Genomic DNA, 22,312 nt, shown 5'->3' with positions numbered 1-22,312 from the left:
CCGATTGGGGCCGGGACATCAACGCGGGGTTGATCCCGGATCAGTTCGACACAGGCTCTCGTAGAAGGTCCTCGATCGCGACTTGCTTGCCGCTCCCGATCGAGAGATTGGCCGCCGCACCGATCAGAAGAGACATGGCCCCGGCATGCGAGCCGGCCATTTGGCCAAGCGGGTCGGCAAGGTCACCGGCGAAAATCAACCGCCGCAATCTTTGGTCGCCGCCGCCGTGAGTGCCGGACACTCGGGGGCTCTGCACGGTCAGCAGCTCTCCCTGGCGATTAAAGATTCGAATGAAATGGTTCGGATCTTGGATCCCGAAACCGCTCTGGTAATCCTCCGCTTCGATCCGGCCTTTCGTGCCGACGAACGTCGCCTTCCAGCCTTCATAGGGGCTGTAGGCGTTGAGCGAATACGACAGCTGGGTGCCCTTCGCATACTTGACGCTGAGCGACATCGTGTCGTAAATATCGATGTCCGATCCGAATACGCACTGGTCCCGGAAATACCCGTCGTGCGCCTCTGCATCCTTATAGAACGATTTCGTGAACGCATCGGCCGAAACGTCGAAGTAAAATTCGCACGTGCTCGTATGGGCGCAGGTAGAACAAGTATGGCCGCGTTCTTCGCGGGTCGGCCCGTAGAACAGCCGCGAGCCGTTGGCATAGACGGTGTCCGGCTCGTCGTCCAGCCACCAATTGACCATATCGAAATGGTGCGTCGATTTGTGGATGAGCAGGCCGCCGCTGTTTTTCATCTGCCGATGCCAGCGCCGGAAATAATCCGCGCCGTGACTCGTATCGAGTGACCAGTTTAACGTAACGTGCAGGATGTCGCCGATCGTACCCTCCTTCAACAGCTCCTTGACGCGGACGACATACGGCATAAACCTGCAATTGAACGTGACGATGACCTTGCGGCCGGTCCGACGCTCAGTCTCTATGATGGCGCGGCACTTGTCGGCGTCCGTCGTCATCGGCTTCTCCGAGATGGCGTCGCAACCCGCCTCCAGCGCCCGGATGATATACTCGTGATGCAGACTGTCGGGCGTCGTGACGATGACCGCATCCGGCTTCGTTTCCCGGAGCATCGCGTCAAAATCATTGAACACGCGAACGCCTCCGGCTTGCTCGCTCAATGCATTCGCCCGGACCGGATTGATGTCGTATACCCCAACCAGCTCAGCAAAAGGTTTCAGTTCCGCGGCGAACGGCTTGGCGAACATGCCAAGCGCCCGGCCACCGGACCCTACGATGACGTATTTTTTCATTGCGGTTCACTCTCCCTTTTCCCTATTCTGTGTCCCGTCGGACCCCCAAGCGAGGCAATCGGACAAGTCAAAATAACGCAGCATTCCCGGAATAATCGCTGCGGCTCGATCCTTCATTTCATACTGGCGGGCCTCCACCCATTCGCCTACGCTACGGCAGCCCTCGATCACCTCTAGCCGAACCGCCCTGCGGTCCAAACCCGCCGCCAATTGGGCATACAAGCTGAAGGTACCATGAGCGTACACGCGAATATCCTCGTCCGAGCATACGCTCCCTCTAAGGCATTGAGCCATATCCAAAGCCCGGAGCACATCGAACGTCCGGATCGCCGCCAAGCTGTCGTCCAGCCAGAACAAATCCATCGCCAACTTGTGGATCGTTCCGAACGGCGCATCTACCGGGTAAGCATTGACCGGATTCGGAGCCAGCGCCCCGGTTCCCGTCACATCGAGCACCATGACGATTCGGCCGTCTGCGCATTGTTCGCGGATCCAGGGCATATGCGGTTGCAGCCTAGAGGAGCCGCCGTTCCAGACGGCGATTGAAACCGGGAGGTTCGAGTCGCCCGAGTGCAAGTCGCGGAATACAAGCGCATGACCGAGCAGCATCTCCTGGCTCCTCCAAATGACGCTGCAAGCAGACAACTCTTCCCCCTCCACCGGCACCGAGTACAAGTAGCGAGGGTTAAGCGGCCCGGCGCTCCTGCCGTCTATCACTTTGTTTTTCAGCCAGCTTGTGGCCTTGTGTATACGCTCCTGCTCCGACAGCCGGTTTCGTGCTCGCTCAAGCATGACGACTCGATCGCGATTTTCCTCCCACACCGCCCGTGCCTTCGCATATTCGCCCTTCACCTGACCGGTCGCCGTACACCACAGGATGGAAGGCTCCACCGGGACTGGACGAATATGACGAACGGAGCGATGATCGCCGTTCAGATGCTTCGCGAAAAACAAAGCCGCCTCTTGCGCATGCCGTTCCGTATATTGGTGCACAGCTTCGTCCTCGAAGAGAACTAGCTGGCTGGCGTCGCCATACAGGGCCCAAAACCGGCGTGACCGCTCCACCGTCCTCCGCGTTCCTTCGATCGGGAAGAAATCCTCCGTCGAAGCGAGCACCAGAACCGGTCGAGGCGCCATCGCCATCAAAATATCTTCGTGGTCGAAGCCGCAAGCGGTCAGGCCCGGCCAAATCTGCTCCGCATCCTGCGGTTTACCCGACAGCAGGATCGCTTCCCGGCTCGACAGGAACGTGCCGGGCGCAGCCGCAGCAATCCGGTCGTCGACCATCATCGCGAGGCTCGTTTGCGTGCCGCCGCCGGAATTGCCGGTGATGCCGATTTTGCCGGGATCGACCTCTGGCCGGGTACATAAATAGTCGATCGCCCGTACGATGTCGTGAAGAAAGTATCGCGCGATTCCATCTCCGAGCGGCCAGCATTGCTCGCCGGCATGCTCATGCTCGCCCGTCCCCCAGCCGACCGTCGTCATCTCCGAGTCCGGGTCATAGTAGCTGAGCCGTTCCCCTTGTCCGATCGGATCGATCGCCATGACGATCAGCCCAGCCCCCACGAGATATTGGCAAACTTTCTGATATCCGTCGCTATGCTTGGCGAGCGGATCGTGACCGCAGACGAACACAACCGCGCCTCCTGGCGAACGAAGGTCATCCGGAATGTATAGATTGGCAGTTACGAACGTATGCGGTCGGGATTGATAAACGATTTTTTCTACTCGGTATCCGTCAAAAGCAACGTTGCCTTTAATACAGGGCTCGAGAGGGGTGTCCGTCGCCGGCAACCCACCCAGCTGATCCAGCAGCTTCGCTCTCATCGTCTTCCTTCGCGTCTCGAGCTGTTCCCGCGTCACAATCGCGTCCCGATCCCGATCTCCAGCGGCGAAAGCTTCCAGAGAAAGGCGATAAACGAGCTGCCGGAGCTGATCCTGGACGTCGTACATCGAGATGCCGCCAGTCTCCAATTCGGTGAGCTTCATCATCCCTTCAACCCCGTCGACGCGATTCCTTGCACGAACTGCTTCTGGGCGATCAAGTAGACGATTACGACCGGAACAGTCACGATAACGGCCCCGGCCATCAGGAGCGCCGTACTGACCTCCGAATCGTTCTTCAAATACAGCAGCCCGATAGGCAACGTATACAGTTTTTTGTTCTGCAAATAGATGAGCGGCCCGAGCGTGTTGTTCCACGCGCCCATGAACGTAAAGACGCCGAGCGCGGACAAGGCTGGCTTGCACAAAGGCAGGTATATTCTCCAAAAAATCCCCATTGGACTGTACCCATCGACGACGGCGGCTTCATATAGCTCCTTGGGGAGCGACTTAATGAATTGATGCATGAGGAAGATGCCGAACGCCCCTCCGAGAAAGCTCGGAATAATCAAGGGGTAATACGAATCGAGCATATGGAACGACTTCCAGATGAAGTAGCTTGGAATGAGCGTGACTTGAAACGGAATCATCAGCGTCGCGAGCATGGCGATATACAGCGGCTTGCGCAGCTTGAAATCGTACATGGCCAGGCCAAACGCGACGAGTGAACAAGAGAGCAGCGTACCGACCATGTCCACAGCCACTATAAACAGACTGTTCAGCGTATATCGGCCGAAATTGACTTTCTCCCAGACGATTTTGTAATTTTCCCAGCTTATCGGATCGGGAATGAGCCGAGGCGGCAGCTGTCCGACCGCTCCTGTCGTTTTCAGCGAGGTGGACACCATCCAGATGAACGGAAACAGCATGAGCAGCGCCCCGAGATACAGAACGATATAGGATGCGATTTTGCCGATTGCGCGAAAATCAGTCATAGTGCACCCACCTTTTCTCGAAGTAGCGCTGGAAAAGCGTGATGGTCAAAATAATGACGAACAGCGCCCAAGCGGCTGCGGAAGCCGGCCCCATCTTGAAATGCTGGAACGCATCCCGGTAAATCAGCATATTGGTCACGATATTGCGCTCCGGCACGTTGCTCATCGTCGAACCAAACATACTGAGGAAAACATCGAATGCCTGGAAAGCGGCGATCGTGGACAGGATCATCACCATATAGATCATCGGCGACACGAGGGGAAACACGATGCGAATAAAATAATTCCAGCTAGAAGCCCCGTCGATTTGCGCCGCTTCTTTCAAATCCTTGGAAATATTTTGCATTCCGGCCAGCAGTAAAATCATCGAGGAGCCGACGCCTTTCCATACGTTTACGAGTGCGATGCTGCCGATGACGACCCACCAGAATTTACTGTCGAGCCATTTGACGGGAGATAGATGAACCTGCTCGAGCACCCAGTTCAGCAATCCGTATTTCGTATTGTACAGCCATGCCCACAACACGCCTCCGGCGATCCAAGGCGTTACCACGGGGAGGAAATAAAACAGCCGAAGCAGCGTTTTGCCGGCAATCGCCTGATTCAGCAAATGGGCAATCAAAAGTGCCAGCAGCGTCTGCAGTGGGACGAAGACGATCGCGAAATAAAACACGTTTCGGATCGAGATCCAAAATACCTTTTGTCCGAATACATCTTTCCAATTGGCGAGCCCGACCCACTCGGGAGGATTGAACAAATCCCAATTGACGAACGAAACGTACCCAGAGAAGAAAACAGGGAACAAGGTGAAGACGAGAATACTGAGCGTAAACGGAATGGTGAAAATATAGCCCCAGTAATTTTGATTATGCATCCGGACACCACCTTCGATTCGAACGTGCTTCCAAGGGCATAGCGCCCCGATTAATCGGAACAGCCCCTGGAGACGGACCGCAAACCCTTCGAGCGTGATCCGTCCCCAGTCGCTGACTGCCCCCGCAGATTATTTGTTTTTATCCAACACCGCTTGCACTTTCTCGTTGATTTGCTTGACGCCTTCCTCGGCGGAAATATTGGAGCTGAAGATGTCGTTGATGATCGGCTGGGCGGCGGTGCGCCATTCATTCCAGCTTGCGTTCTCATCCAGCGTAGTGCCGCCCTCGGCGATGCCGTCGGTGAACGCTTTTTTGTTTTGCGGCTTCCCGCTTGACGTCTCCAAAATTTGGAGCGCCGATTTTTTTACGGGGAGCGACGCTCCGCTTTCGGCCACGATTTTTTGCGCTTCGTCACCTAAGTAGTATTTCAGGAACTGCCATGCCGCGTCCTTCACGTCCTGAGACGCCTTGGAGGAAATCAGCCAGGAGTTTGTCACCATCGGTACGTACCGTTTGCCGTCAACAGCCTTAGGTATCTTCACGACGTCCCAGTCGGCGTCCGGGAAGCTTTTGTTCATCGTGACTTGGTTGCTGTACTGCAGGAAATACATCGCCGCTTTCCCGGTGGCGAATGCCTGCACTTCGCCGCCGTTCGCCTTTAGGAAATCGGTGTTCGTGAAATACCCCTGCTTGATTCCGTCCGCCAGCTGCTTGAGACCGGTCACCGTCTTCGGATCGGTAAACATCGATTTCGTCAGCGTGCTGTCCAGCGCTTGCCCGCCTGCCTGCTTGATCCAAGGGAACCAGCCTTGCGTAATGCTGGTGGAACCAACGAATCCGTAAAACGCCGGTTTTCCGTCGCTGCCGTTTTTAGTCAGCTTTTTGGAAGCTTCGATCAAATCGTTAAAAGTCCAGTTGTCGTTCGGAAGCGCTGCGCCCGCATCCGCAAACGCTTTCTTATTGTAGGCAAGCGCAATCGGGTTAATCCCGTGTGGAACGCCCCACACTTTGCCTTCCGGAGTCTTCGCAGCATACAAGCCAGAGATGTAATCGGCATCCTTCAAATCCCGCTTGATATACGCGGACAAGTCTTCCGCCACACCCCGCTTGCCGTAGCCGAGAATGACCGCGTTCTCCTGCAGCCAGACGTCCGGGGTCGTTCCGCCTGCGATTTGGGTAGCGATTTTCGCCACGAAGTCGCCCCATGGAGCATCTTGAACTTCTACTTTGATATTCGGATATTTGGCTGCAAAACCGTCGATAATTTCTTTTTTCGTCACATCATAAGCCCCGGGCAACCCAATTTTTAGCGTCACGTTTTTCGGAGCCGTTGTGCTTGACCCTGTACCCGTCGTACCGCTCGGCTTGTCGCCATCCTTGGATGTCGAGCAGCCGGCCACTGTAAGCGCTAACATGGTGGTTACCAAAAGTCCCTTTTTGTTCACGGTTAACCCCTCCATAAATGTAAACTTATTATGAAATCGTCTTGCGACGCATTTCAACATAGGTACTTATAACATAGTTTATGAACTTCTGCCCCCAAAAGTCGGTCTAATCAAGAATATCGTAAAAAATGTCCAATTTCAACCGCTTACATGGAATTAGAAATCGATTACTTATGAATCGAGTGTAACATATGTTATATTTAATTGAAAAGCACCTTCGAAAAAAATAGTCGAACAAATATGTATATCCCTCCTGATCGACCAGGTTACAAGCTGCCAGTTCGTTGGTATTGCTCGCTTTTTATGACAACCGTTGACTCCGCGTCCCTCTTCGCCGATAATAAAGAGAAATATAAACAAGTTTATTAATCTATCATATAGAACGGAAGGTTGAAGACATGGTTACCCAAAAAGACATCGCCGATCATGTCGGCGTCTCTCGCACAGCCGTCTCCCTCGTGCTGAATAACGCTCCGAACAGTACGGTTTCCGAGAAAACTAGACAGCTTATTTTGAAAGCCGCCAAGGAACTGGGATACAAAGATTCGGACGTCATGCCTAAAATTTGTTATGTGTTCTACAACCGGAACTCGAACGACCCCCGTTATTTCCTGCAACTGAAGATCGCGGAAGAAACGGCGGCTCGTTTCGGTTATTCTCTGGTCTTCATGAACATCAAGCCGAATCCGCAAGATCACCGGCGGTTGAAAGAGTTGGCTAAAAGCCAGGACACGGCCGGCATTCTTGTCTCGGGGGTGCTGGACGACACCGTGATCGGCATCCTGGAGGAGACGAAAGTCCCCCACCTCTATTACGGGTGCACGGACCGGACCGACATCCATGTGGTCACGTCCGACTACAAAAAAGTGGCGTACGATGCGGTCAAGTATCTGATTGAGCTCGGACACCGGAGAATCGCGTTTTTCTCGGGCAGCCTTAGTTTGCTGATTATTAAAAAGGAGTTGGCCGGGTACACGCAGGCGCTTCAAGATGCCGGTATTGAATTGGACAAATCGTTGATCCAGACAGGGAAGGATGAAGATGGGGACGAGTTGTGCAGCCGGCTGCACGAGTTGGATATCAGGTACACGGCCGCCTATTGCACAAACACCGTTATCCAGTTCGGGGTCCTGCAAGGCTTGAAGCGTCTGGGAATCGACGTGCCCGGCGAAATCAGCCTCATCGGTCACGAATACTCGGAGCTTGTCAAATTTAGCGTGCCCCAACTGACAACCATGCTCATGAGCGGGACGCAAAAAGAGCTTCCCGTGACGCGGTTGATCGACATTATACAGCGTAACCAGACGGAAACTTTATACGAATGCATCACGGAATATGAGTTGTTTCCCGGGGGCACGACCGCTCCTCGTCCATAACCTTATTGTTGGTTAGACGTTTCATGTTCAATGACACAAAACAACCCCAATCAAATGAATTGATTGGGGGTTGTTTTATGCAGGACCGATACGTGGAGGTCTGCGTCAATTCCGCTTTAACCTCCCGTTAGTTGGGATAGTACCAGCAGAGCTGACACTTCGCTGGTACTACCCCTTGTTGAGAAAAGGCTGCCAGTAGGCAGCCTCGTTGATATTGCGCTATCGTGTCCTATGTTCTTGTCCTCCTACGAATCTCAAGTTGGAATGTCTCACCTCCACATCCCGATATATTAATATGGACCCTTATGCGCTTGTCCGTTTCTAAACGTTCTTGATCCCCATACAATGCGCCGAGGGGGTGATGAACAGTGGCAAATCCGGTTTTCATTGGCTCGAATTGTATCGCTAAAATAGGAAATCAATTTTTTCTGATTGCTGAAATTGAAGCAAAAACAACAGGAGTCGAAATCGACCCGATATTCGCTATTAGAGCGACTGCTTTTCAAGCTCGCCGTCTCATTCGTGCGGGTGTCATGCGCTGCAAAATTCAAAGTACTGCTCCGAGACCGTCCCGAGGGAAAAAAGTTGAACTGAAAGGCGTGCTTTTCGCGAATGGCCAGATATTTTCGGTATTCGACGTAGAAAATTCTACCGATGTCGCGGTACTCGTAAAAATCAACGCGGCACGGGCACAGCAACTGATTAGTAAAGGGGTACGGATAATTAAAGTCATTCGGCGCCCATTTAACTGAATCATGAACAAATTGAAAGACGCAAATTAGGGATGTCGGGATCATCGCCTAACTGCGTCTTTTCGATTAGTATCTGGTTCCTTCTCTCATCGTATTGGCCTCCTGCTCCACCGTCAGCCAGGTTACATTATGGTTTTTAGCGCCTCGCGAACGTGATGTAATCGACTTGGACAGGCTCTGCCGATTCGATCCGAAGTGCCCGGTTGATCTGTCCCCGGTGATATTGCCCATGTAAAAGGACCTGTAACAGGATGTCCCGAACGGACGTTCGGAACGGAACCCCGCTCTGGTTCGCATAGTCGATCATCTCGTCCAACTCGGATTCCTCGAGCCCATCGATATAGACGCGATATTGCTCGGCGTTATCTTCGAACATCGTCCGGATCGCCGTTAGGTCTTGCGCTTCCTCCCACAACGAATATTGCGCGCTGCCATTGCCCTGCAATCGGGACAGCCAAACTCGTTCCGCGACCGCGACGTGCCGAACTAGCTTCAGAAGGTCCTTGTTCTTCGTCTCACTCTCCTCGAGCGCGTCCAAGATGCGTCCGTTCGCCCAGATCAGGTGGTCCATCATGCACTTGATCGTCTTCATTTCGGGTTCCCCCTCTCCTTAAATTGATAGCTGAGCTAAGCCCTACAGACCATCAACAGGTTGCCATCCGGATCGCGGAAGGCGAACCAGTGGTCGTACTCGATTGCGGTGACGAGCTCTGCGCCCTGCTCCTTCATAAACGCGTATGAGGCGGCAAGATTGTCCGTCAGCAGCATGAAGGCTGGGGTTTTGAATGTAGGCGGACCGCCGGGCTCTTCGCCTCCCCACATCGGCATCGTATCCAGGATAATTCCGGAACCTTCAACAGGAAGCGAACATAGATGACCATTCATAATATTAACGGACTCCGCAGGTATCCCCAAAATCCGGCAATACCAATCTCTAGCCTTCTCGATATCTCGGACCGGAATAAATGCCGAGCCAGTCCGTTTCAAGAGCGGCGTCAGCCGGGGTGGCTCTTCCTGAAGGGCCTTGCCTTCCGGTTGTCGCTCCGATCGGTAGCGCTTGAGCAATTTCGAAACGTCGATGCCGTCAATCGTAAGCCCTTCGATATTACACCCATCAATGTGAACGCCACTCAGATCAGAGGAGGTTATCGTGCTGCCCGCCAACTCACACATCTCGAATCGCAACGGGCGCTGGCGCCCTTGATCTTCCCGGTAGGCTGGGTGCCCTTTCGGCGGCAGTCCGATATTGTGAATAAAAGCTCCACCCAGCTGAGCCCCGTCGATTTCAAGGTCCGACAGGTTGGCATCGGTGATGAACATCCTCGACATATTGACGTCCTTAAAATTCGCTTCGCTCAAATCTGCGCATTCGACGCGGAAATTGGGCAGCGAAGCATTTCGGAACGATACTTCTTCCGCGCGGCAATTTTCGAACTCAGCTCCTGCTAGATTGGAATTCCGTACAACGACTTTTTGCGTGTTCTCCCGCTGATCAATAATCTCCATTTCTTCTCCTCCTTCAATAATTCTAGCGAACAGATGATTGCGCTTCCCGTTCCAGCAGATCCAGCATCTGTGCAAGCAGCTCGACACCTTCCGTCTCCGCGTTCTTCGCTTCCGTCAGCAGTTCAATCGCTCGGGTCGCCACCGCCTCGTCCCCAGGAACTCCGCCGTGCGGGAACGGAAACATGTCGCGCATTATCGACAGGATGCCGGCGACGATAGCATACTGCTCAGCTGCTTGGCGAGCCAATCGACGCAGCGGCTCATCGCCCGGCTCCGATCCATTGTCCGCCAGCTCCTGCAGGAACTGTACGGCAAACTCTCGTGCATCGCATACTTTGCCCGTATTGACGGCATTGCCGAATGGATTGGCCGTCCTACGCTCCAAGGCGTGTATCCAGGCATCGAACGCAGCCAGTCCGTTGGCGTGTCCAGCACTCTCCTCCACCGGGAACTGCTGTATATGCGCATGCTCGAGCGCAAGCTTCAACGCGCCTCTTAGCATCGTTTGACGATCGACGGGTTTCGAGTCTGTGATCGTCAGCAGATATAGCTCCGTCACTTCGCCGCGGCCCAGTTTCTCATAGGGCATTTCCCCATCACGGCGAACATCGCGGCATTGCAGCATCCGGGTCTCGTCGTCGTAACCGTAGATGACGCCCCATTCCGGAATGAACAGATCCCAGCTTAATGCCGGAATACCTGCGTCCAGACTCGTCTGGATCATTTCCAGTGCCGTCTCGAGCTCCTCCGGCGTCGGCGAGACATGATTCTGCTTGCCCGTCGTCCGTACGGTAAAGCCTAGATTCCGCAGGGCTTCCGCATGCCGCAGCTGCCAATCGAAAAAAGAATAACTGCCGACCTCGACCTCCTCGCGATCGACGATGATTCGGAACGCATGCGCAGTTAAGCCCATGATGTCCGTGCGGGACAAATCCTTTTTGTCTGTGTACTGCATTAGGCTGTAAATGCTCTCGGTATCGGTGTTACGGCTCCATGTAAAATCGTTTCTTGGACTTCTTGCCACTAATCATCACCCTTCCATGCGATTCGAATGCTCGGGGGCGCCAGCAGCTTTCGCTTCGGCTTGCCGAGTTCCCTTCGCTTCTCGATATACATGCTGACATGGACGCGGAGTCTTTCGTGCTGTACCTTCGTCCGGGCGCGGGAGATACTGTTGTAGATGCTGGCCACCGAGGTATTGAGCAGCAAGGCTATGTCCTGGGGCTGCAGCCGATCCAGGAAAAATCGTTCGAACACGTCTCGCTCACGGCTCGTCAGACAATGCAGCAGGCTTCGGATACCGTCGATCAACTCCTTGCGCAACAAGGCTTGCGTCGGGTCGATCGCCTGCTGTGCCGATTCGAGCGCCCTTTGCCCAAGACGGAACAAAACCTCATCGATGTCCCACTGTTCCGTTTCCCGCTGAACAGAGCGGACTGCCGCAGCTTCGCTATTAGATGGCGGGACTCTGCGATTGGAGAATCCCGTCAAGGCCGTGAACGGCCGTTCCTTGCCGTTGGGACCTCCACGGCGAAGCTTCATATAAGCCTCGTTGCGCACGATCCGTGATAACCACGGGGCGAAGCGCTTCTCGTCCACGAGCGAACCCAGCTTGAGAAAGGCCTTCACCAGCGCTTCCTGCACAATATCCTCGGCCAAATGCGTATCCCGGGTCAGCGTCTGTGCCACGCCGATCGCCTTCGCCCGATGCCGGCGCACCAACTCGCCGAAAGCATCCGGATCACCTTCCCTTGCCCTGGCCACGAGCTCCTGCTCGGAGTTTGGCTGCTTTTCAACTTGCAACAGGTCCCCTCCTTCGTCCATGTAAGTTAGATGCCAGGGGGGTGGGATTTCTAACCGAAAGATGGTGATATTTTTTAGAATTATGTGAGCGGAATGCAATAATCCAACTTGAAGCTCTCAATCTGGAGCAATCTATACAAAAAAGTCATTCCGGAGGTAACAATTGAATGTTCCCTGTATTTATCCTAGTGCTATTTTAGCGAGCTTTGCTAATACCTTAGCATTTTACATATTCTCGCAGTTCTTAAACTATCCTCCCTCTACTTCAACGAACTACGGCAGCCGATTGTGTGGTCGGCTGCCGTCTATGGAGGTTGAACTATCGTCGAACTATCGTCGAACTATCATCTCCTGTTAGCGGAATGTTTTTAACCCGTAAACCGAAATACCTTTAATACGAGATACGTGTCTTCCTCTCCTCTTGGATATACGGAGAATTTCAAGCAAGTACTTTCAATCGTTGAAAGCGAGGATGTCGAGCCCGCGAAGGTGTGCCTGATCGGCAATCATGTCGATCTCGGTGATCTTGCCATCCACAACCGTGAATTCGAGAATGAATATCGGTTGATCCAAATGACCCGCGATGATGCCTGCCGATCCGTTCACGAGCACCGACTTCATGCCCCGGGCACGAGCGGCGAATTGATTGGCCTGCTTGGCCACGGCCTCCGAACCGCGAACAACCGGCACATTTGCTACTGGCGCGAATGCCGTGTCGTTTCGGAGTACGACGTTAGGGTCCAATAACGAGAGCAGTTTTTCAAAGTCTCCATTGCGCGAAGCGGCGAGGAATGCATCGACAAGTTCCCTTTTTCGCTGAATCTCCGCAGTTTCCGAAGTCGATTCGGCACCCTGGACTCGGCGACGTGCACGGCTCGCAAGCTGTCTTGCTGCGGCCTCGTTACACCCAATAATGAGAGCGATCTCCGAGAAAGACACGGCGAATATATCGTGAAGCACAAACGCAATGCGTTCAGAGGGATTTAATTTCTCGAGGACAACGAGCATCGCAAGACCGACGGAATCAGCAATTACCGCTTCGTGCTCGGGATCGCTTCCGTACTGATGACCAGTAACCGGTTCAGATGCGCTAGCCATCACAAGTTCTTCACGCATCGACTTGCGTGATCGAAGCATATCAAGACACACCCTCGAGACAATGGTTGTCAGCCATCCTCCCATATTCTCGACTTCGCTCGTATTTGAGCGGATAAGACGGATCCATGACTCTTGTACAGCGTCATCTGCTTCGCTTAGTGATCCGAGCATCCGGTAAGCTACTGCCTGCAAATGATTCCGATGCGCCTCGAATTGTTCAACAAGCCAGTTGTGATCGTTCATGCGCCACAATCACTCCCTTCGTTTCTTATTTATTTACTTAGTTGTCGTTAGAAATCCTGTAAATGTGACAGAGATGTTAGAAAAAAATTTTTTTCGATCAATCGGTCACGTTTTCTCGCGCGTTTACGACATAGTTAGTGAACAAGGGAAATCGGTCATTAGGTGATGTGCCCATCGGTGTCCCGGAAATTATTAACAAGGAGGGATTTATAGGCACACGTAAATGAATGGCCCTGTCATGGCAGACACTTGAGTATGCAGGGCCTGTCTTTAGGTCCTGAAATCAAATTCAAAATTGGAGGAGTTAAAATGAAATCTGTATCCCCGCTGGTAATAGTAGACAATTGTAATGAAGCATTAAAATTCTATCAAGAAGTATTGGGCGGAGAAGTAAAGATCCTCAACAAAAATGAAGGCAAAGCCACGTTCGCTCATTTTCAGTTAGACAATTCTTTGGTTCAACTTGCGGACTCTGCGACCGCGGGTTATCCGGTTGCCCATGGCGGGAATCATCGAATCTACCTGCAGTTCGATAATGAAGAGGAGATCAGGAAGGTATACGAAGCATTTAAGACTGACGGAAAAGTTGATTCTGAACTGCATAAGACCTTTTTTGGCGCACTTCTTGCTGTATTGACTGATAAGTTCGGAGTAAATTGGAACCTCGTTTATTCTTTTGAAAAATAACAGTTCCCTGAGCGTCTTACATCAAGGATCCGAATATTATACTTGTGATGAACAAATAGAAAGGGAGTTCTATGTTTATAATCTCTCTCGTTCTTCAAAGTCTACTACTTTTATTCATGCTTTATCAAAGCGTGAGCAAGATTAAAGGGGAAAAGATTCAGGTAGAATTGTTCAATAGTATTAAACTGCCGCAATGGTTTCGTGTTGTTACAGGCTTCGTTCAATTAGCCGGAGCTGCGGGACTCATTGTCGGCTACTGGTATCCGGGGGTAATCGCATGGGCTGGCATCTGGATTGGCATTACGATGCTCGTGGCGTGCCTCACACATTTCAGGGTCAAACATCCGATTGGAAAAGCGGTTCCGCCCTTCGTGATTGTCTTGATAGCCACCGCTCTTATATTCCTGCACATAGAAGGTTTTGTGCATCCTCTTATATGAGAAATGTACAATATAGCATCCACAAAGGATGCTCCAGACTGTCGATGTCTCGACAGTCTTTCCTTTTCTAATTCAACGCAAGACCTTTTTTCGCGCACTTCTTGCTTGGTGGTTTCTACGGCATCCAGGGGAAAGCATTGAACAAAAAATAAACGGCATCGCTGCCGTTTATCGGAACCTTCGATCGAAGTACCGACGCCAATCCGCTCACTCATTGGCTCATCTCCCGATCGCTAATCCTCCCGTGTCATCGCCTTGCCGGTTCCGCCTCGGTACCCTGCAACATCTGCGGCCTCCCCAGCCAAACTCTTTTGAGAACAACTTCGTAGCTGTCCACAATACAAGGCTTCATTCTCCGTTCGACGAACCGCAGCATGGGGACGTTGCCGACGCTTACCTCGAAACGGCCCTTCTGAAACCCGGCTTCGCAGCAGCGTCTGGCCGCCTCTGCGATCAGCCTGATGCCGCGGCCAAGCCCGTCGTGCGGCGACTTGGCGAACATGTGGTCGCCTATGACCGTCCCGTCGTCGTATTCTTCGATCGTCATCCAGCCGATCGTCTCGTTGCCGTCGCGCAGGCCTACGCTTAACCCGGGAACCAGATAACGCTCGCGGATAAAAGGCGACAAATGATGTGGATACCAATCGTTATCGCCTTCTCGGATCCTCGCCTTCTCTTCCTCGCTTAATGTGTCCCAACTGAAGACTTCCAGACGCTTGTTTGTTCTCCACGCGCCGACCCACGGCTCTGCTAGAAACCGCGGGATCGACATCGTAAAGATCAGCAGGCCGATTCGCGGCAAATCCCAGTGCGCGGTCATCCGTTGCCACACCGGCGCGCCGGCGGTGCCTGCACGGTATTTGAAATCGAGCGTGTCGCAGCCCGCTTCAGCCAGTCCCCGCTCGATCGCCCTTAGCAGTGCGGCCCCGATACCGCGTCTGCGATAAGCGGAAGTGACGTGTAACGTGCGCAGCTCGCCTCGCTTCCGCTGCGGCCACCAGTTTGCCCACGCGAGGCCGATCGGCTTGCCGAGAAGCTCCGCGCCGACCGCCGCCACCTTGCACTGCTCCGACTCGGTTAGCAGTTCGTCACGGAGTGAAGGAAAAGTCAGCATCGCATAAGCTTGCCGTTCTTCGCGGCTGTTCAGCAAAGTTATCGTTTCCATCGGCCGTTCGCTTTCCTAACCGAAGCAGAGGCCAACGGGAATCGTCAGTGGTTTTTGTTTGTCGTCCTCCGGATCGCTGTTTTTATTTTTATTTTTCTTCTTCCCGCCCGCGACAGCTTCCAACTGCTCGTCAGACAGCTCACTGTCTCCGACAAAATCCGGCAACACGAATGTCGCGTCAGCCCCTCCGTTTTCCACAAACCGAACTGTAAATCCCGCCGGAAGGTCGACGCCCGACGCCGCCTTGACCGCTTCAGCCGGATTGCTCATTGCCAGCTCGCGAAACGATTTGTCTGTCGCCGCCTTTGCAAATACCGTCTTCAACGCTTCTTGCACCTTTTCCTGATTCCATTCACTCATTGTAGTTCCTCCTAAAGGATTGTTTTTAAAATTATTCTAGCACCAGCACGTTCGGCAACAGCTCCGGTGAGCGGAACCGCAGCAACTCGTAACCGATTCCGGCTATTCCCTGAAAAAAAGAAGGCTCCTCGTACAGCGTCAGTGAACAATCGTCTTCACTGCTCGGTCTCCCGTACTTGTCTGCGAAGCGGAGCGCTCGCCGCCGGGCTTCGCCGGCCAAGTCGCCGCGACCGAGCTTAAGCGATGCGCTAAGCAGCAGCTCCGCTCTGCCCATCTGGCCGCAGCACACGCAATCCTTGTCGTAATCGCGCCGCTGCGGGTAGACGATGTCCAGCGCCAAGTCGATTTCGCGGCGGATGTCGGGGTTGTCTAGCGCCGCAAGTCCGGCGAGGCGAGCCAGTCCGATGCCGGCCGCACCATTGCACCATGCGTCGACGAGTCCGGCCCCGTCTTCCGCCCCTTCCCGCAGATCCGGCCATACGCCTCGTACATGGTCGAAGAGGTCCCGCTCGTAACGGATCGCCTCGACCGCCGCTTCCACCAGGCGCGGGTCTGGCGCCGCCTGATGCAGCTTAAGCAACGCGTAAGCGATGCCGGCCGCTCCATGCGAAAAACCGGCCAGCGCTTTCCCGTCCACTTGCCAAACCTCGTGTCCCGCCGGCAGCTTCGTGCGGCTCGTCAGCAAATGTTCGCCGCATCGCTTCGCTAGGCGCAAATGTTCCGCTTCGCCGGTCGCCTGATGCAGCGCAAGCAGGCTGAGCAGCGCCCCGGCTGCGCCATCCATCAGATCCAACCTAATATCGGCCGCGATCTTCACGTCCGTCACGAGCTCCGCAGCGGCGGTCGCCTCCCGCAGCAATGACGGCTCGCCGATCATCTGCGAGATGCGGACCAACGTGTACACGATCGAGCCGAGTCCGGAGAAACCCCCGATTGTCATCCGCGCCAACGGATCATCATCGGCATCGCGCTCCGCTAGGCGTCGTCGGAGCAGGCGCAGCGCCGCGAGCGTTTCTTCCCGAGCGCGGCGGTCGCCTGACGATCGGTACAGTGCCGCATGCAACAGCGCAATGCCGCAAGTGCCGCCGTACAGGTGGTACGGCATCGGCCGCTGCCGGGGAATGAAGCTGCCGAGACCGGGCACAATCCATGTCCGGGTGCCATCCTCGGCCGTAATCGCTCGGCGGCTGAGCCGGTCCGCGATGGCGGCAGCCGCATGCAGCAGCCTGGTGCTCTCCGTCTTCGTCGCCGCAAACACCGCAGCTTGCGTCCGGCTTCCGAACGCGTCACCTATGGCGCCGCCAGGCTCGACCAATTCGCAGTCAGCCGCAAGTTCCGCTGTCGATGCTGGGTGTTGTCTGCGACCGGCGCCGGCGAACTTCGTGTATAGGGCGCCGCGAATAAGCGAAATCTGCAGGGGACGGTCCTCTGTGCCCATCGTCCGGACTCGCTGGTGCAGCCGCTCGCGGCCGCTTCGCCGGAACAAATTAGGACCGTACGCTCCGCTTTCGTCTGACAGCCGCACATCTCCTGCGTTCAGCCGAAAATAGGGCACATCCATGACTCGCAGCGCCTCCAGCTCACGCTCTACGATCGGCCAGCGATCGTATTCCTCCTCGTCGGACGCCATATATCGGCACATCGCTTCCAGCCGGATGTCGCGGTCAGCCCCGTCCTTCAGGACATCCGGATGCCAACTTTTTTCCAGCAGCTGCCCGTATACGGAAGTCGAACGGAATAGAAACCGAGTCGCCTGACCGCCGAATGCGGCTAGCGGCCCTTCAGCCGCCAACAGCGCTTCGCGCTGCGCCAGCAAAAAATCGTACATCTCGCGGAATCCCCCGAGCAACGCCGGTACATCCCGGCTTTCATCGAACGTGCAACCGGCGGTGTGGGGATCGTTGTCTGCTCGCGATTCCGGGTCGATTACATCTCCGATTTTCATCGCATCGGTATTGACAAACTTGAAACGGCGCACCGAACGCTGCTCTGCGTCCATCCCGAGCGAAGAAAACAGGCCGCTGATGTCCACACCGGTATCCGACTTCAGTTTGACCCACTCCGGCAACAGTGACGAGCGCAGCACCGAGCGGGCAATCGCTTCGCGAGTCTGTCGCTCGGCATCGCTCGGAACCTCCTCAGGCGGCCAATTCGAGTCAGGATCGGGCTGCACGTAAGCTTCCACGTCGACCGGTATCGGCGCAACGCCGCTCGCGATCACATTCTCGCGGTGTAGATCGGAGCCGCCGAGCAGCCAGCTGATCGCCACTAGCGCCCCGGCGCTGCGATAATACCGCGCGGCATCGGCTTCGATCGCACAAGGCCGGCTAGCGACGAACGATTGCCAACCGTATTCGCCGCGGTCGACCGTAAACGCCGCCGCCAGCTCGCCCGGCGCGCCATGTTCCCGCAGCCACGCCAATAGGGCGGCATAGGCGGTATCGATCCGCAGCGGCTTCGGCTTATAGACGATTTTGCCTCCGCCTTCCAGTGTGGCGATCATCACGGTTCGGCCGCCGTTATGGCGATCGGACTCGCCCAATGCAAGCCGTTCGATCACGCGGGAAGAGGTAATGCCGCTTCTCAACCGCCCGTCGCGCCAAACTTCATCCTCCTCATATCGCCGAAGAAACTCCTGAAAAGAATCCGCCCACCTGAGGACGGCAGTTGACATCAACCGTGCGAGCACACTATATTCTTGCATCAGCCTGAACCAGTCGCCTTCGAGCAGCCGGCAAACGAACCGGTCATACTGCTCGGTGCTGCCCGGTAACGGAAAACTGCCAATGCGAAACAGCTTGAATTCCAGATCCAGTGTCTTGCATGCGATTTCCACCAGCTCACGCAGCAAACTTCGCACCGCGTCGCGCCACGCCTGTGCGGAGAGGACATGCGACAACTCCCCGACCTGCTCGGCCGCATAGTTTGCACCGGCTTCGGCAAACGGCAACAGCGCGTGCTCGAACGCAAGCGGCTTGCCCGGCTCGAGCAGCGGATGCTGCCGCAGGGTCTCCGACAATGCCACAGTTGGCACGGCACCTCGGTGCTGCAGCTGCTCTGCAAACAGACGCAGCATATCCGCCCATTCCGGCAAGGCGGCGGCGTCCCGGAGTCGTACAGGATGTACCGCCCTCACGGCATCGTCTGCCGTCCAGCCCGACAGCGCCAGCCGGCCTGCGAACTTCGCAGCGTCACCTTTGCCAACCGCTTCGCTCCACCGCCGCAACCGGACCACCGCAGCCGAGACTTCCGCACGGTCCGCGTTGTCCGTTATCTCCAACTTCGGCACAAACCGGTCGGTCAGCCGCTCCGCGAGCCCACTCGAGCGCGCTACAATTGCTCGCAGCCACTCGTTCCCGTATTTATACATTTGTCGCCACCTACCGCATCTGACCGGCTATGGATACGACAAGGTTTTCGACGCCAGCTCTGCTGTCCTCGTCCCTAGTCGACACAAACGCCATGAAACTGTCTTACCGAACTGCTCCGACTGTAGCCGGGGCTGGGGGCGCCTTTGTCGGAGTCGTCGTCATCGTCGTTCTTTTTCTTTCTCTTTCCGCCCGCTACCGCTTCGAGCTGCTCGTCCGATAGTTCGCTGTCTCCAACAAAGTCCGGCAGCACAAGCGTCGCGTCCACCCCGTCGTTTTCCACAAAACGCACCGTCATACCCGGGGGGATCTCGACGCCCGCCGCTTGCCTGACCGCCTCATTCGGGTTTTCCAGCACCAGCGCGCGAAACGCTTTGTCCGTCGCCGCCTTCGCAAACACCGTCTTCAGCGCTTCATTCATTTTTTCATGCGTCCATCCGCTCATCATTTTCCCTCCAATCCTTTCCATTTTTCCAAGCTCGATTTCATTATAGCTTGGCGTTATGTGACCGCACATCCCTCTTTTCGAAAATCATCTTCCTCCCTCACCTCCCTCTTTTTGAACAAAACACTACCTCTTTTACTTTACTCTCGGCTATACTGTTGGTAATACAAAACAGAAAATGGCAACATACCGATTCGTCAGGAGGTTATCCGGTGACTGACTCCATCCTTCCACCGCCGGCAGCCGCTCATCTTGCCCGGCTGCTTGATGTGCTGAAACGCGAAGCAGGGCGGCCGCTCATTGCGGTCACGGCACCGACCGGCTACGGCAAAACGATGCTGCTGCGGGCATGGGCGAAAACGCTCTCCGAGGGAAGCACCGTCCTGTGGCTGTCGCTTGGTCCGGAAAACAACAAGGACGGCCGTTTCCTCGCTCAAATCGCCGAGACGATCGCAGCCTCGACTCGCGATGTACATATTTTCATAGACCGTTACGAGGCCATTCACGAAGACAGCTCCCTCCGTGCGCTCGAGCAGTTGATCGAAAATGCCAGCGAGTGCGTGCATTTCTATATCGCAAGCCGGGTCAAGCTGCCCTTCTATCACCGACTGCGCAGCCGTCAGCCCGGTCCATTCACGATGACTTGCGATCACCTGAGAATGAATCCCGGCGAAATGATGCAAGCCGTTCGCCGCGAAACCGGACGCGAACTGGCCGCCGGACCGGCCAAACGGCTGTATGCGCTGACCGACGGCTGGCCGCTCGCTGTCATGCATTATGCCGGATTGCTCAAGGAGAACCGGGCCGAACCGCTGCACGAACGGGCAGCGCTTGAAGCCTTGCCCGTGGAGATGTACGGGATCCTGCTGGACAACGTGTTCCTGGAACAACCTCCGGAGACTTTGTCGGTCATGCTGTTCACGTCGGTGCCCGACTATTTCGATACCGCTCTGGCACGGCTGGTCACCGGAGACCCGGACTGTCACGAGAAGCTCGAACGGCTGCTGGCGACCAATTTGCTGTTCACCCGTAGCGAGGGTGGGCGTTTTCGTTACGTTCCGCTGTTTGCCGCCTGGCTGCGGGTCCGGCTGAACGAAATGGACGAACGCGCACCTGCGAGGATCCATGCGCTCGTCAGCCGTTGGGCCGAGGAGCGCGGCATGCTGGCTGAAGCTGTGTGGCATGCGCTGCGAACGCCGGACATGGAGCGCGCAGCCGGGTTGCTTCTAGGCGATATTCAGATCACGTTGGCGCAGCCGTACAGCCGCTTGCTGGAGTTGCTCGATCAATTCCCTTCCCAGGAAGTGGTGCGACGTCCGTCGCTTGCCCTGCTGCACGCCTTCCTGCTTATCAACGATCACCGCATCTCGGCGGCGGAGAAGGTGATTGACCTGGCTGATGGGCTCATGACCGCCGAGTTCTACTCGTTCAGTCCGACAGGCGAAAATTTGCGCGGTTATTTCGCCACAATCCGCTCGCGCATCGCGTTGCTGCGCCTTGACTCGGAGCGCGGGATCGCGCTGATGCACGAAGCCGCCGCTCTCCTGCAGGGGCCGGGGCGGCTGTACACACATTTCAACGCCATTGAACCTGCCGGTTGCTCGTTGCTTAGAAGCAATGCCGGATTCTGGGGCGCGATCGACCAGGCATTGGCGATTTACGGCTACGCCGAACCGCTCTGGGTTGGCAGCAACCAGGGATACGGCATCATCCAAACGATCCTCGGTGAATGTTATTACTTGCGCGGACAACTCGAAGAAGCCGAACGCTCTTTGCAGCGCGGCCTCTTTATCGGACTCGACTTGCTCGATACGGGTATCGTCATTCCCGCCGCTCTGACGCTCGTTCAGCTCCGCCTGGCTACGGGAGCTACGCAGGTCGCACGCGCCATGCTGGAGGAAATCCGGCTGCAGATCGCCGCTCGGGCCAGCGAAGATACGGATGCTGTGCTGGATGCCTGCCAGGCGCTGCTGCATATCAAAACAGGCCAAACCGACGCAGTTCGGGAGTGGCTAAACAAGCAGCGGCAAGACACAGGCGTGTTGCCCGATATCGCCTGGCGGTACGAATATATCGCCGTGCTGCGCGCATGCTTTTGTCTGGGTATGGTTCGCGAAGGACTGGCGTTCGGGGAACGGCTGGCGTATTATGCCGAGGCGCTGAATCTGCATTATTACGTGGCGGAAATCAACTTGCTGCTGGCGCTGCTGCATGCGGAAGACGGGGACGACAGCACGGCTGTACACAAGCTGGAAAAATCGCTGGAAACGGGCAGCAAGCAAGGATACGTGCAGCTGTATCTGGAGGAGTGGGACAAGACTGCGCGGCTGGTTGTCGCATTGACGAAAAAACTGCGACTGCTCAGTACGCCTCACTCCGGGCAGAGCGTCGCTTTTTGTCGCAGGCTGCAACAGCTTCATGATGAACGCTGGCTGTCCACCGACAAAGACCGTTTCGTCCGCGCCAGACTGACGAACAAGGAATACGCGATCTTACAGTTGCTTATTGAAGGCCGATCAAACATCGATATTGCGGACAAACTCGCGATCCGGCTGGAAACGGTCAAAACCCATTGTAAAAACATCTACGGCAAGCTTGGACTGAAAGGCCGCAAAGCGGTCATGAGACACTTCGAAAGCAGCCTATAGTACTCGTCGCAG

General features: G+C 55.3%; 19 protein-coding genes. 5 read left to right on the top strand and 14 right to left on the bottom strand.

What is annotated here, in order from left to right; translation table 11 throughout:
* Positions 1–40: 40 nt before the first annotated feature.
* From ACI5FR_RS08405 to ACI5FR_RS08385, 5 genes are all read right to left on the bottom strand, one after another.
* On the bottom strand, positions 41–1,267 hold the full coding sequence (locus ACI5FR_RS08405; RefSeq protein ID WP_405452944.1) for a Gfo/Idh/MocA family protein: 1,227 nt from the start codon (positions 1,265–1,267) through the stop codon (positions 41–43).
* Positions 1,268–1,273: 6 nt separating this feature from the next.
* On the bottom strand, positions 1,274–3,262 hold the full coding sequence (locus ACI5FR_RS08400) for an alpha/beta hydrolase family protein (protein WP_405452941.1): 1,989 nt from the start codon (positions 3,260–3,262) through the stop codon (positions 1,274–1,276).
* Positions 3,259–4,089, bottom strand: coding sequence for a carbohydrate ABC transporter permease (locus ACI5FR_RS08395; RefSeq protein WP_405452938.1), 831 nt, complete (start codon positions 4,087–4,089; stop codon positions 3,259–3,261). The genes ACI5FR_RS08400 and ACI5FR_RS08395 overlap by 4 nt, the downstream gene beginning before the upstream one ends.
* A complete protein-coding gene (locus ACI5FR_RS08390; protein WP_405452935.1) occupies positions 4,082–4,963 on the bottom strand; it encodes a carbohydrate ABC transporter permease in 882 nt (293 codons plus the stop codon). Before ACI5FR_RS08390 ends, ACI5FR_RS08395 begins: the two co-directional genes overlap by 8 nt.
* Positions 4,964–5,092: 129 nt before the next feature.
* Positions 5,093–6,409: an ABC transporter substrate-binding protein gene (locus tag ACI5FR_RS08385; protein WP_405452932.1), complete on the bottom strand. Its 1,317-nt coding sequence runs from the start codon at positions 6,407–6,409 to the stop codon at positions 5,093–5,095.
* A 398-nt stretch (positions 6,410–6,807) separates the two neighbouring features.
* Between ACI5FR_RS08385 and ACI5FR_RS08380 the strand changes: the two genes are divergently transcribed.
* Together ACI5FR_RS08380 and ACI5FR_RS08375 are read left to right on the top strand one after the other, a co-directional pair.
* Positions 6,808–7,785: a LacI family DNA-binding transcriptional regulator gene (locus ACI5FR_RS08380; protein WP_405452929.1), complete on the top strand. Its 978-nt coding sequence runs from the start codon at positions 6,808–6,810 to the stop codon at positions 7,783–7,785.
* A gap of 368 nt (positions 7,786–8,153) precedes the next feature.
* The gene (locus ACI5FR_RS08375) at positions 8,154–8,537 is read left to right on the top strand and encodes a hypothetical protein (protein WP_405452926.1); all 384 of its coding nucleotides are present in this window, start codon (positions 8,154–8,156) and stop codon (positions 8,535–8,537) included.
* Positions 8,538–8,673: 136 nt separating this feature from the next.
* On the opposite strand, the gene ACI5FR_RS08370 is transcribed toward ACI5FR_RS08375, so the two are convergent.
* The 5 genes from ACI5FR_RS08370 to ACI5FR_RS08350 all read right to left on the bottom strand — a co-directional run bounded on the left by ACI5FR_RS08370 (position 8,674) and on the right by ACI5FR_RS08350 (position 13,187).
* Positions 8,674–9,129 (bottom strand): DinB family protein, encoded by a 456-nt coding sequence (locus ACI5FR_RS08370; protein ID WP_405452923.1) that lies wholly within the window; start codon positions 9,127–9,129, stop codon positions 8,674–8,676.
* Positions 9,130–9,164: 35 nt separating this feature from the next.
* On the bottom strand, positions 9,165–10,043 hold the full coding sequence (locus ACI5FR_RS08365; RefSeq protein WP_405452920.1) for a pentapeptide repeat-containing protein: 879 nt from the start codon (positions 10,041–10,043) through the stop codon (positions 9,165–9,167).
* A gap of 22 nt (positions 10,044–10,065) precedes the next feature.
* On the bottom strand, positions 10,066–10,998 hold the full coding sequence (locus ACI5FR_RS08360) for a hypothetical protein (protein ID WP_405452918.1): 933 nt from the start codon (positions 10,996–10,998) through the stop codon (positions 10,066–10,068).
* Positions 10,999–11,066: 68 nt separating this feature from the next.
* On the bottom strand, positions 11,067–11,846 hold the full coding sequence (locus ACI5FR_RS08355) for an RNA polymerase sigma factor (protein WP_405452915.1): 780 nt from the start codon (positions 11,844–11,846) through the stop codon (positions 11,067–11,069).
* Between the two features lie 453 nt (positions 11,847–12,299).
* A complete protein-coding gene (locus tag ACI5FR_RS08350) occupies positions 12,300–13,187 on the bottom strand; it encodes a sigma-70 family RNA polymerase sigma factor (RefSeq protein WP_405452912.1) in 888 nt (295 codons plus the stop codon).
* 309 nt (positions 13,188–13,496) lie between these two features.
* Between ACI5FR_RS08350 and ACI5FR_RS08345 the strand changes: the two genes are divergently transcribed.
* Together ACI5FR_RS08345 and ACI5FR_RS08340 are read left to right on the top strand one after the other, a co-directional pair.
* Entirely contained in the window at positions 13,497–13,874 is a 378-nt protein-coding gene (locus ACI5FR_RS08345) for a VOC family protein (protein ID WP_405452910.1), read from the top strand.
* A gap of 71 nt (positions 13,875–13,945) precedes the next feature.
* On the top strand, positions 13,946–14,314 hold the full coding sequence (locus ACI5FR_RS08340) for a DoxX family protein (RefSeq protein ID WP_405452907.1): 369 nt from the start codon (positions 13,946–13,948) through the stop codon (positions 14,312–14,314).
* Positions 14,315–14,561: 247 nt separating this feature from the next.
* Here the strand turns inward: ACI5FR_RS08340 and ACI5FR_RS08335 are convergent, their stop codons facing one another.
* The 4 genes from ACI5FR_RS08335 to ACI5FR_RS08320 form a co-directional block, all read right to left on the bottom strand.
* Complete coding sequence (locus tag ACI5FR_RS08335) at positions 14,562–15,479, bottom strand: GNAT family N-acetyltransferase (RefSeq protein ID WP_405452904.1); 918 nt, start codon at positions 15,477–15,479, stop codon at positions 14,562–14,564.
* 15 nt (positions 15,480–15,494) lie between these two features.
* Positions 15,495–15,839: an NHLP leader peptide family RiPP precursor gene (locus ACI5FR_RS08330; RefSeq protein WP_405452901.1), complete on the bottom strand. Its 345-nt coding sequence runs from the start codon at positions 15,837–15,839 to the stop codon at positions 15,495–15,497.
* A 31-nt stretch (positions 15,840–15,870) separates the two neighbouring features.
* Positions 15,871–19,209 carry a type 2 lanthipeptide synthetase LanM family protein gene (locus ACI5FR_RS08325; protein ID WP_405452898.1) on the bottom strand — a complete coding sequence of 1,113 codons (3,339 nt, stop codon included), beginning with the start codon at positions 19,207–19,209 and terminating at the stop codon, positions 15,871–15,873.
* A 74-nt stretch (positions 19,210–19,283) separates the two neighbouring features.
* The gene (locus ACI5FR_RS08320; RefSeq protein WP_405452895.1) at positions 19,284–19,652 is read right to left on the bottom strand and encodes an NHLP leader peptide family RiPP precursor; all 369 of its coding nucleotides are present in this window, start codon (positions 19,650–19,652) and stop codon (positions 19,284–19,286) included.
* A gap of 212 nt (positions 19,653–19,864) precedes the next feature.
* On the opposite strand from ACI5FR_RS08320, the gene ACI5FR_RS08315 reads away from it, so the two are divergent.
* The gene (locus ACI5FR_RS08315) at positions 19,865–22,300 is read left to right on the top strand and encodes a winged helix-turn-helix domain-containing protein (protein ID WP_405452892.1); all 2,436 of its coding nucleotides are present in this window, start codon (positions 19,865–19,867) and stop codon (positions 22,298–22,300) included.
* Positions 22,301–22,312 lie beyond the last annotated feature (12 nt).

Origin of the sequence: Paenibacillus sp. HJGM_3, from assembly GCF_045062745.1 — a bacterium.
In the GTDB taxonomy this organism is placed as follows: Bacteria; Bacillota; Bacilli; order Paenibacillales; family NBRC-103111; genus Paenibacillus_AA.
The sequence above is the reverse complement of the archived record's forward strand: the minus strand, read 5'-3'. Positions and strand labels throughout refer to the sequence as shown.

Bases quoted from the DNA above. Each gene is read 5' to 3' on its own strand.
- ACI5FR_RS08395 (WP_405452938.1), bottom strand. From the start codon at position 4,089: ATGACTGATTTTCGCGCAATCGGCAAAATCGCATCCTATATCGTTCTG.
- ACI5FR_RS08320 (WP_405452895.1), bottom strand. From the start codon at position 19,652: ATGAGCGGATGGACGCATGAAAAAATGAATGAAGCGCTGAAGACGGTG.
- ACI5FR_RS08390 (WP_405452935.1), bottom strand. From the start codon at position 4,963: ATGCATAATCAAAATTACTGGGGCTATATTTTCACCATTCCGTTTACG.
- ACI5FR_RS08365 (WP_405452920.1), bottom strand. From the start codon at position 10,043: ATGGAGATTATTGATCAGCGGGAGAACACGCAAAAAGTCGTTGTACGG.
- ACI5FR_RS08405 (WP_405452944.1), bottom strand. From the start codon at position 1,267: ATGAAAAAATACGTCATCGTAGGGTCCGGTGGCCGGGCGCTTGGCATG.
- ACI5FR_RS08360 (WP_405452918.1), bottom strand. From the start codon at position 10,998: ATGCAGTACACAGACAAAAAGGATTTGTCCCGCACGGACATCATGGGC.
- ACI5FR_RS08370 (WP_405452923.1), bottom strand. From the start codon at position 9,129: ATGAAGACGATCAAGTGCATGATGGACCACCTGATCTGGGCGAACGGA.
- ACI5FR_RS08340 (WP_405452907.1), top strand. From the start codon at position 13,946: ATGTTTATAATCTCTCTCGTTCTTCAAAGTCTACTACTTTTATTCATG.
- ACI5FR_RS08400 (WP_405452941.1), bottom strand. From the start codon at position 3,262: ATGATGAAGCTCACCGAATTGGAGACTGGCGGCATCTCGATGTACGAC.
- ACI5FR_RS08345 (WP_405452910.1), top strand. From the start codon at position 13,497: ATGAAATCTGTATCCCCGCTGGTAATAGTAGACAATTGTAATGAAGCA.
- ACI5FR_RS08325 (WP_405452898.1), bottom strand. From the start codon at position 19,209: ATGTATAAATACGGGAACGAGTGGCTGCGAGCAATTGTAGCGCGCTCG.
- ACI5FR_RS08330 (WP_405452901.1), bottom strand. From the start codon at position 15,839: ATGAGTGAATGGAATCAGGAAAAGGTGCAAGAAGCGTTGAAGACGGTA.
- ACI5FR_RS08335 (WP_405452904.1), bottom strand. From the start codon at position 15,479: ATGGAAACGATAACTTTGCTGAACAGCCGCGAAGAACGGCAAGCTTAT.
- ACI5FR_RS08380 (WP_405452929.1), top strand. From the start codon at position 6,808: ATGGTTACCCAAAAAGACATCGCCGATCATGTCGGCGTCTCTCGCACA.
- ACI5FR_RS08350 (WP_405452912.1), bottom strand. From the start codon at position 13,187: ATGAACGATCACAACTGGCTTGTTGAACAATTCGAGGCGCATCGGAAT.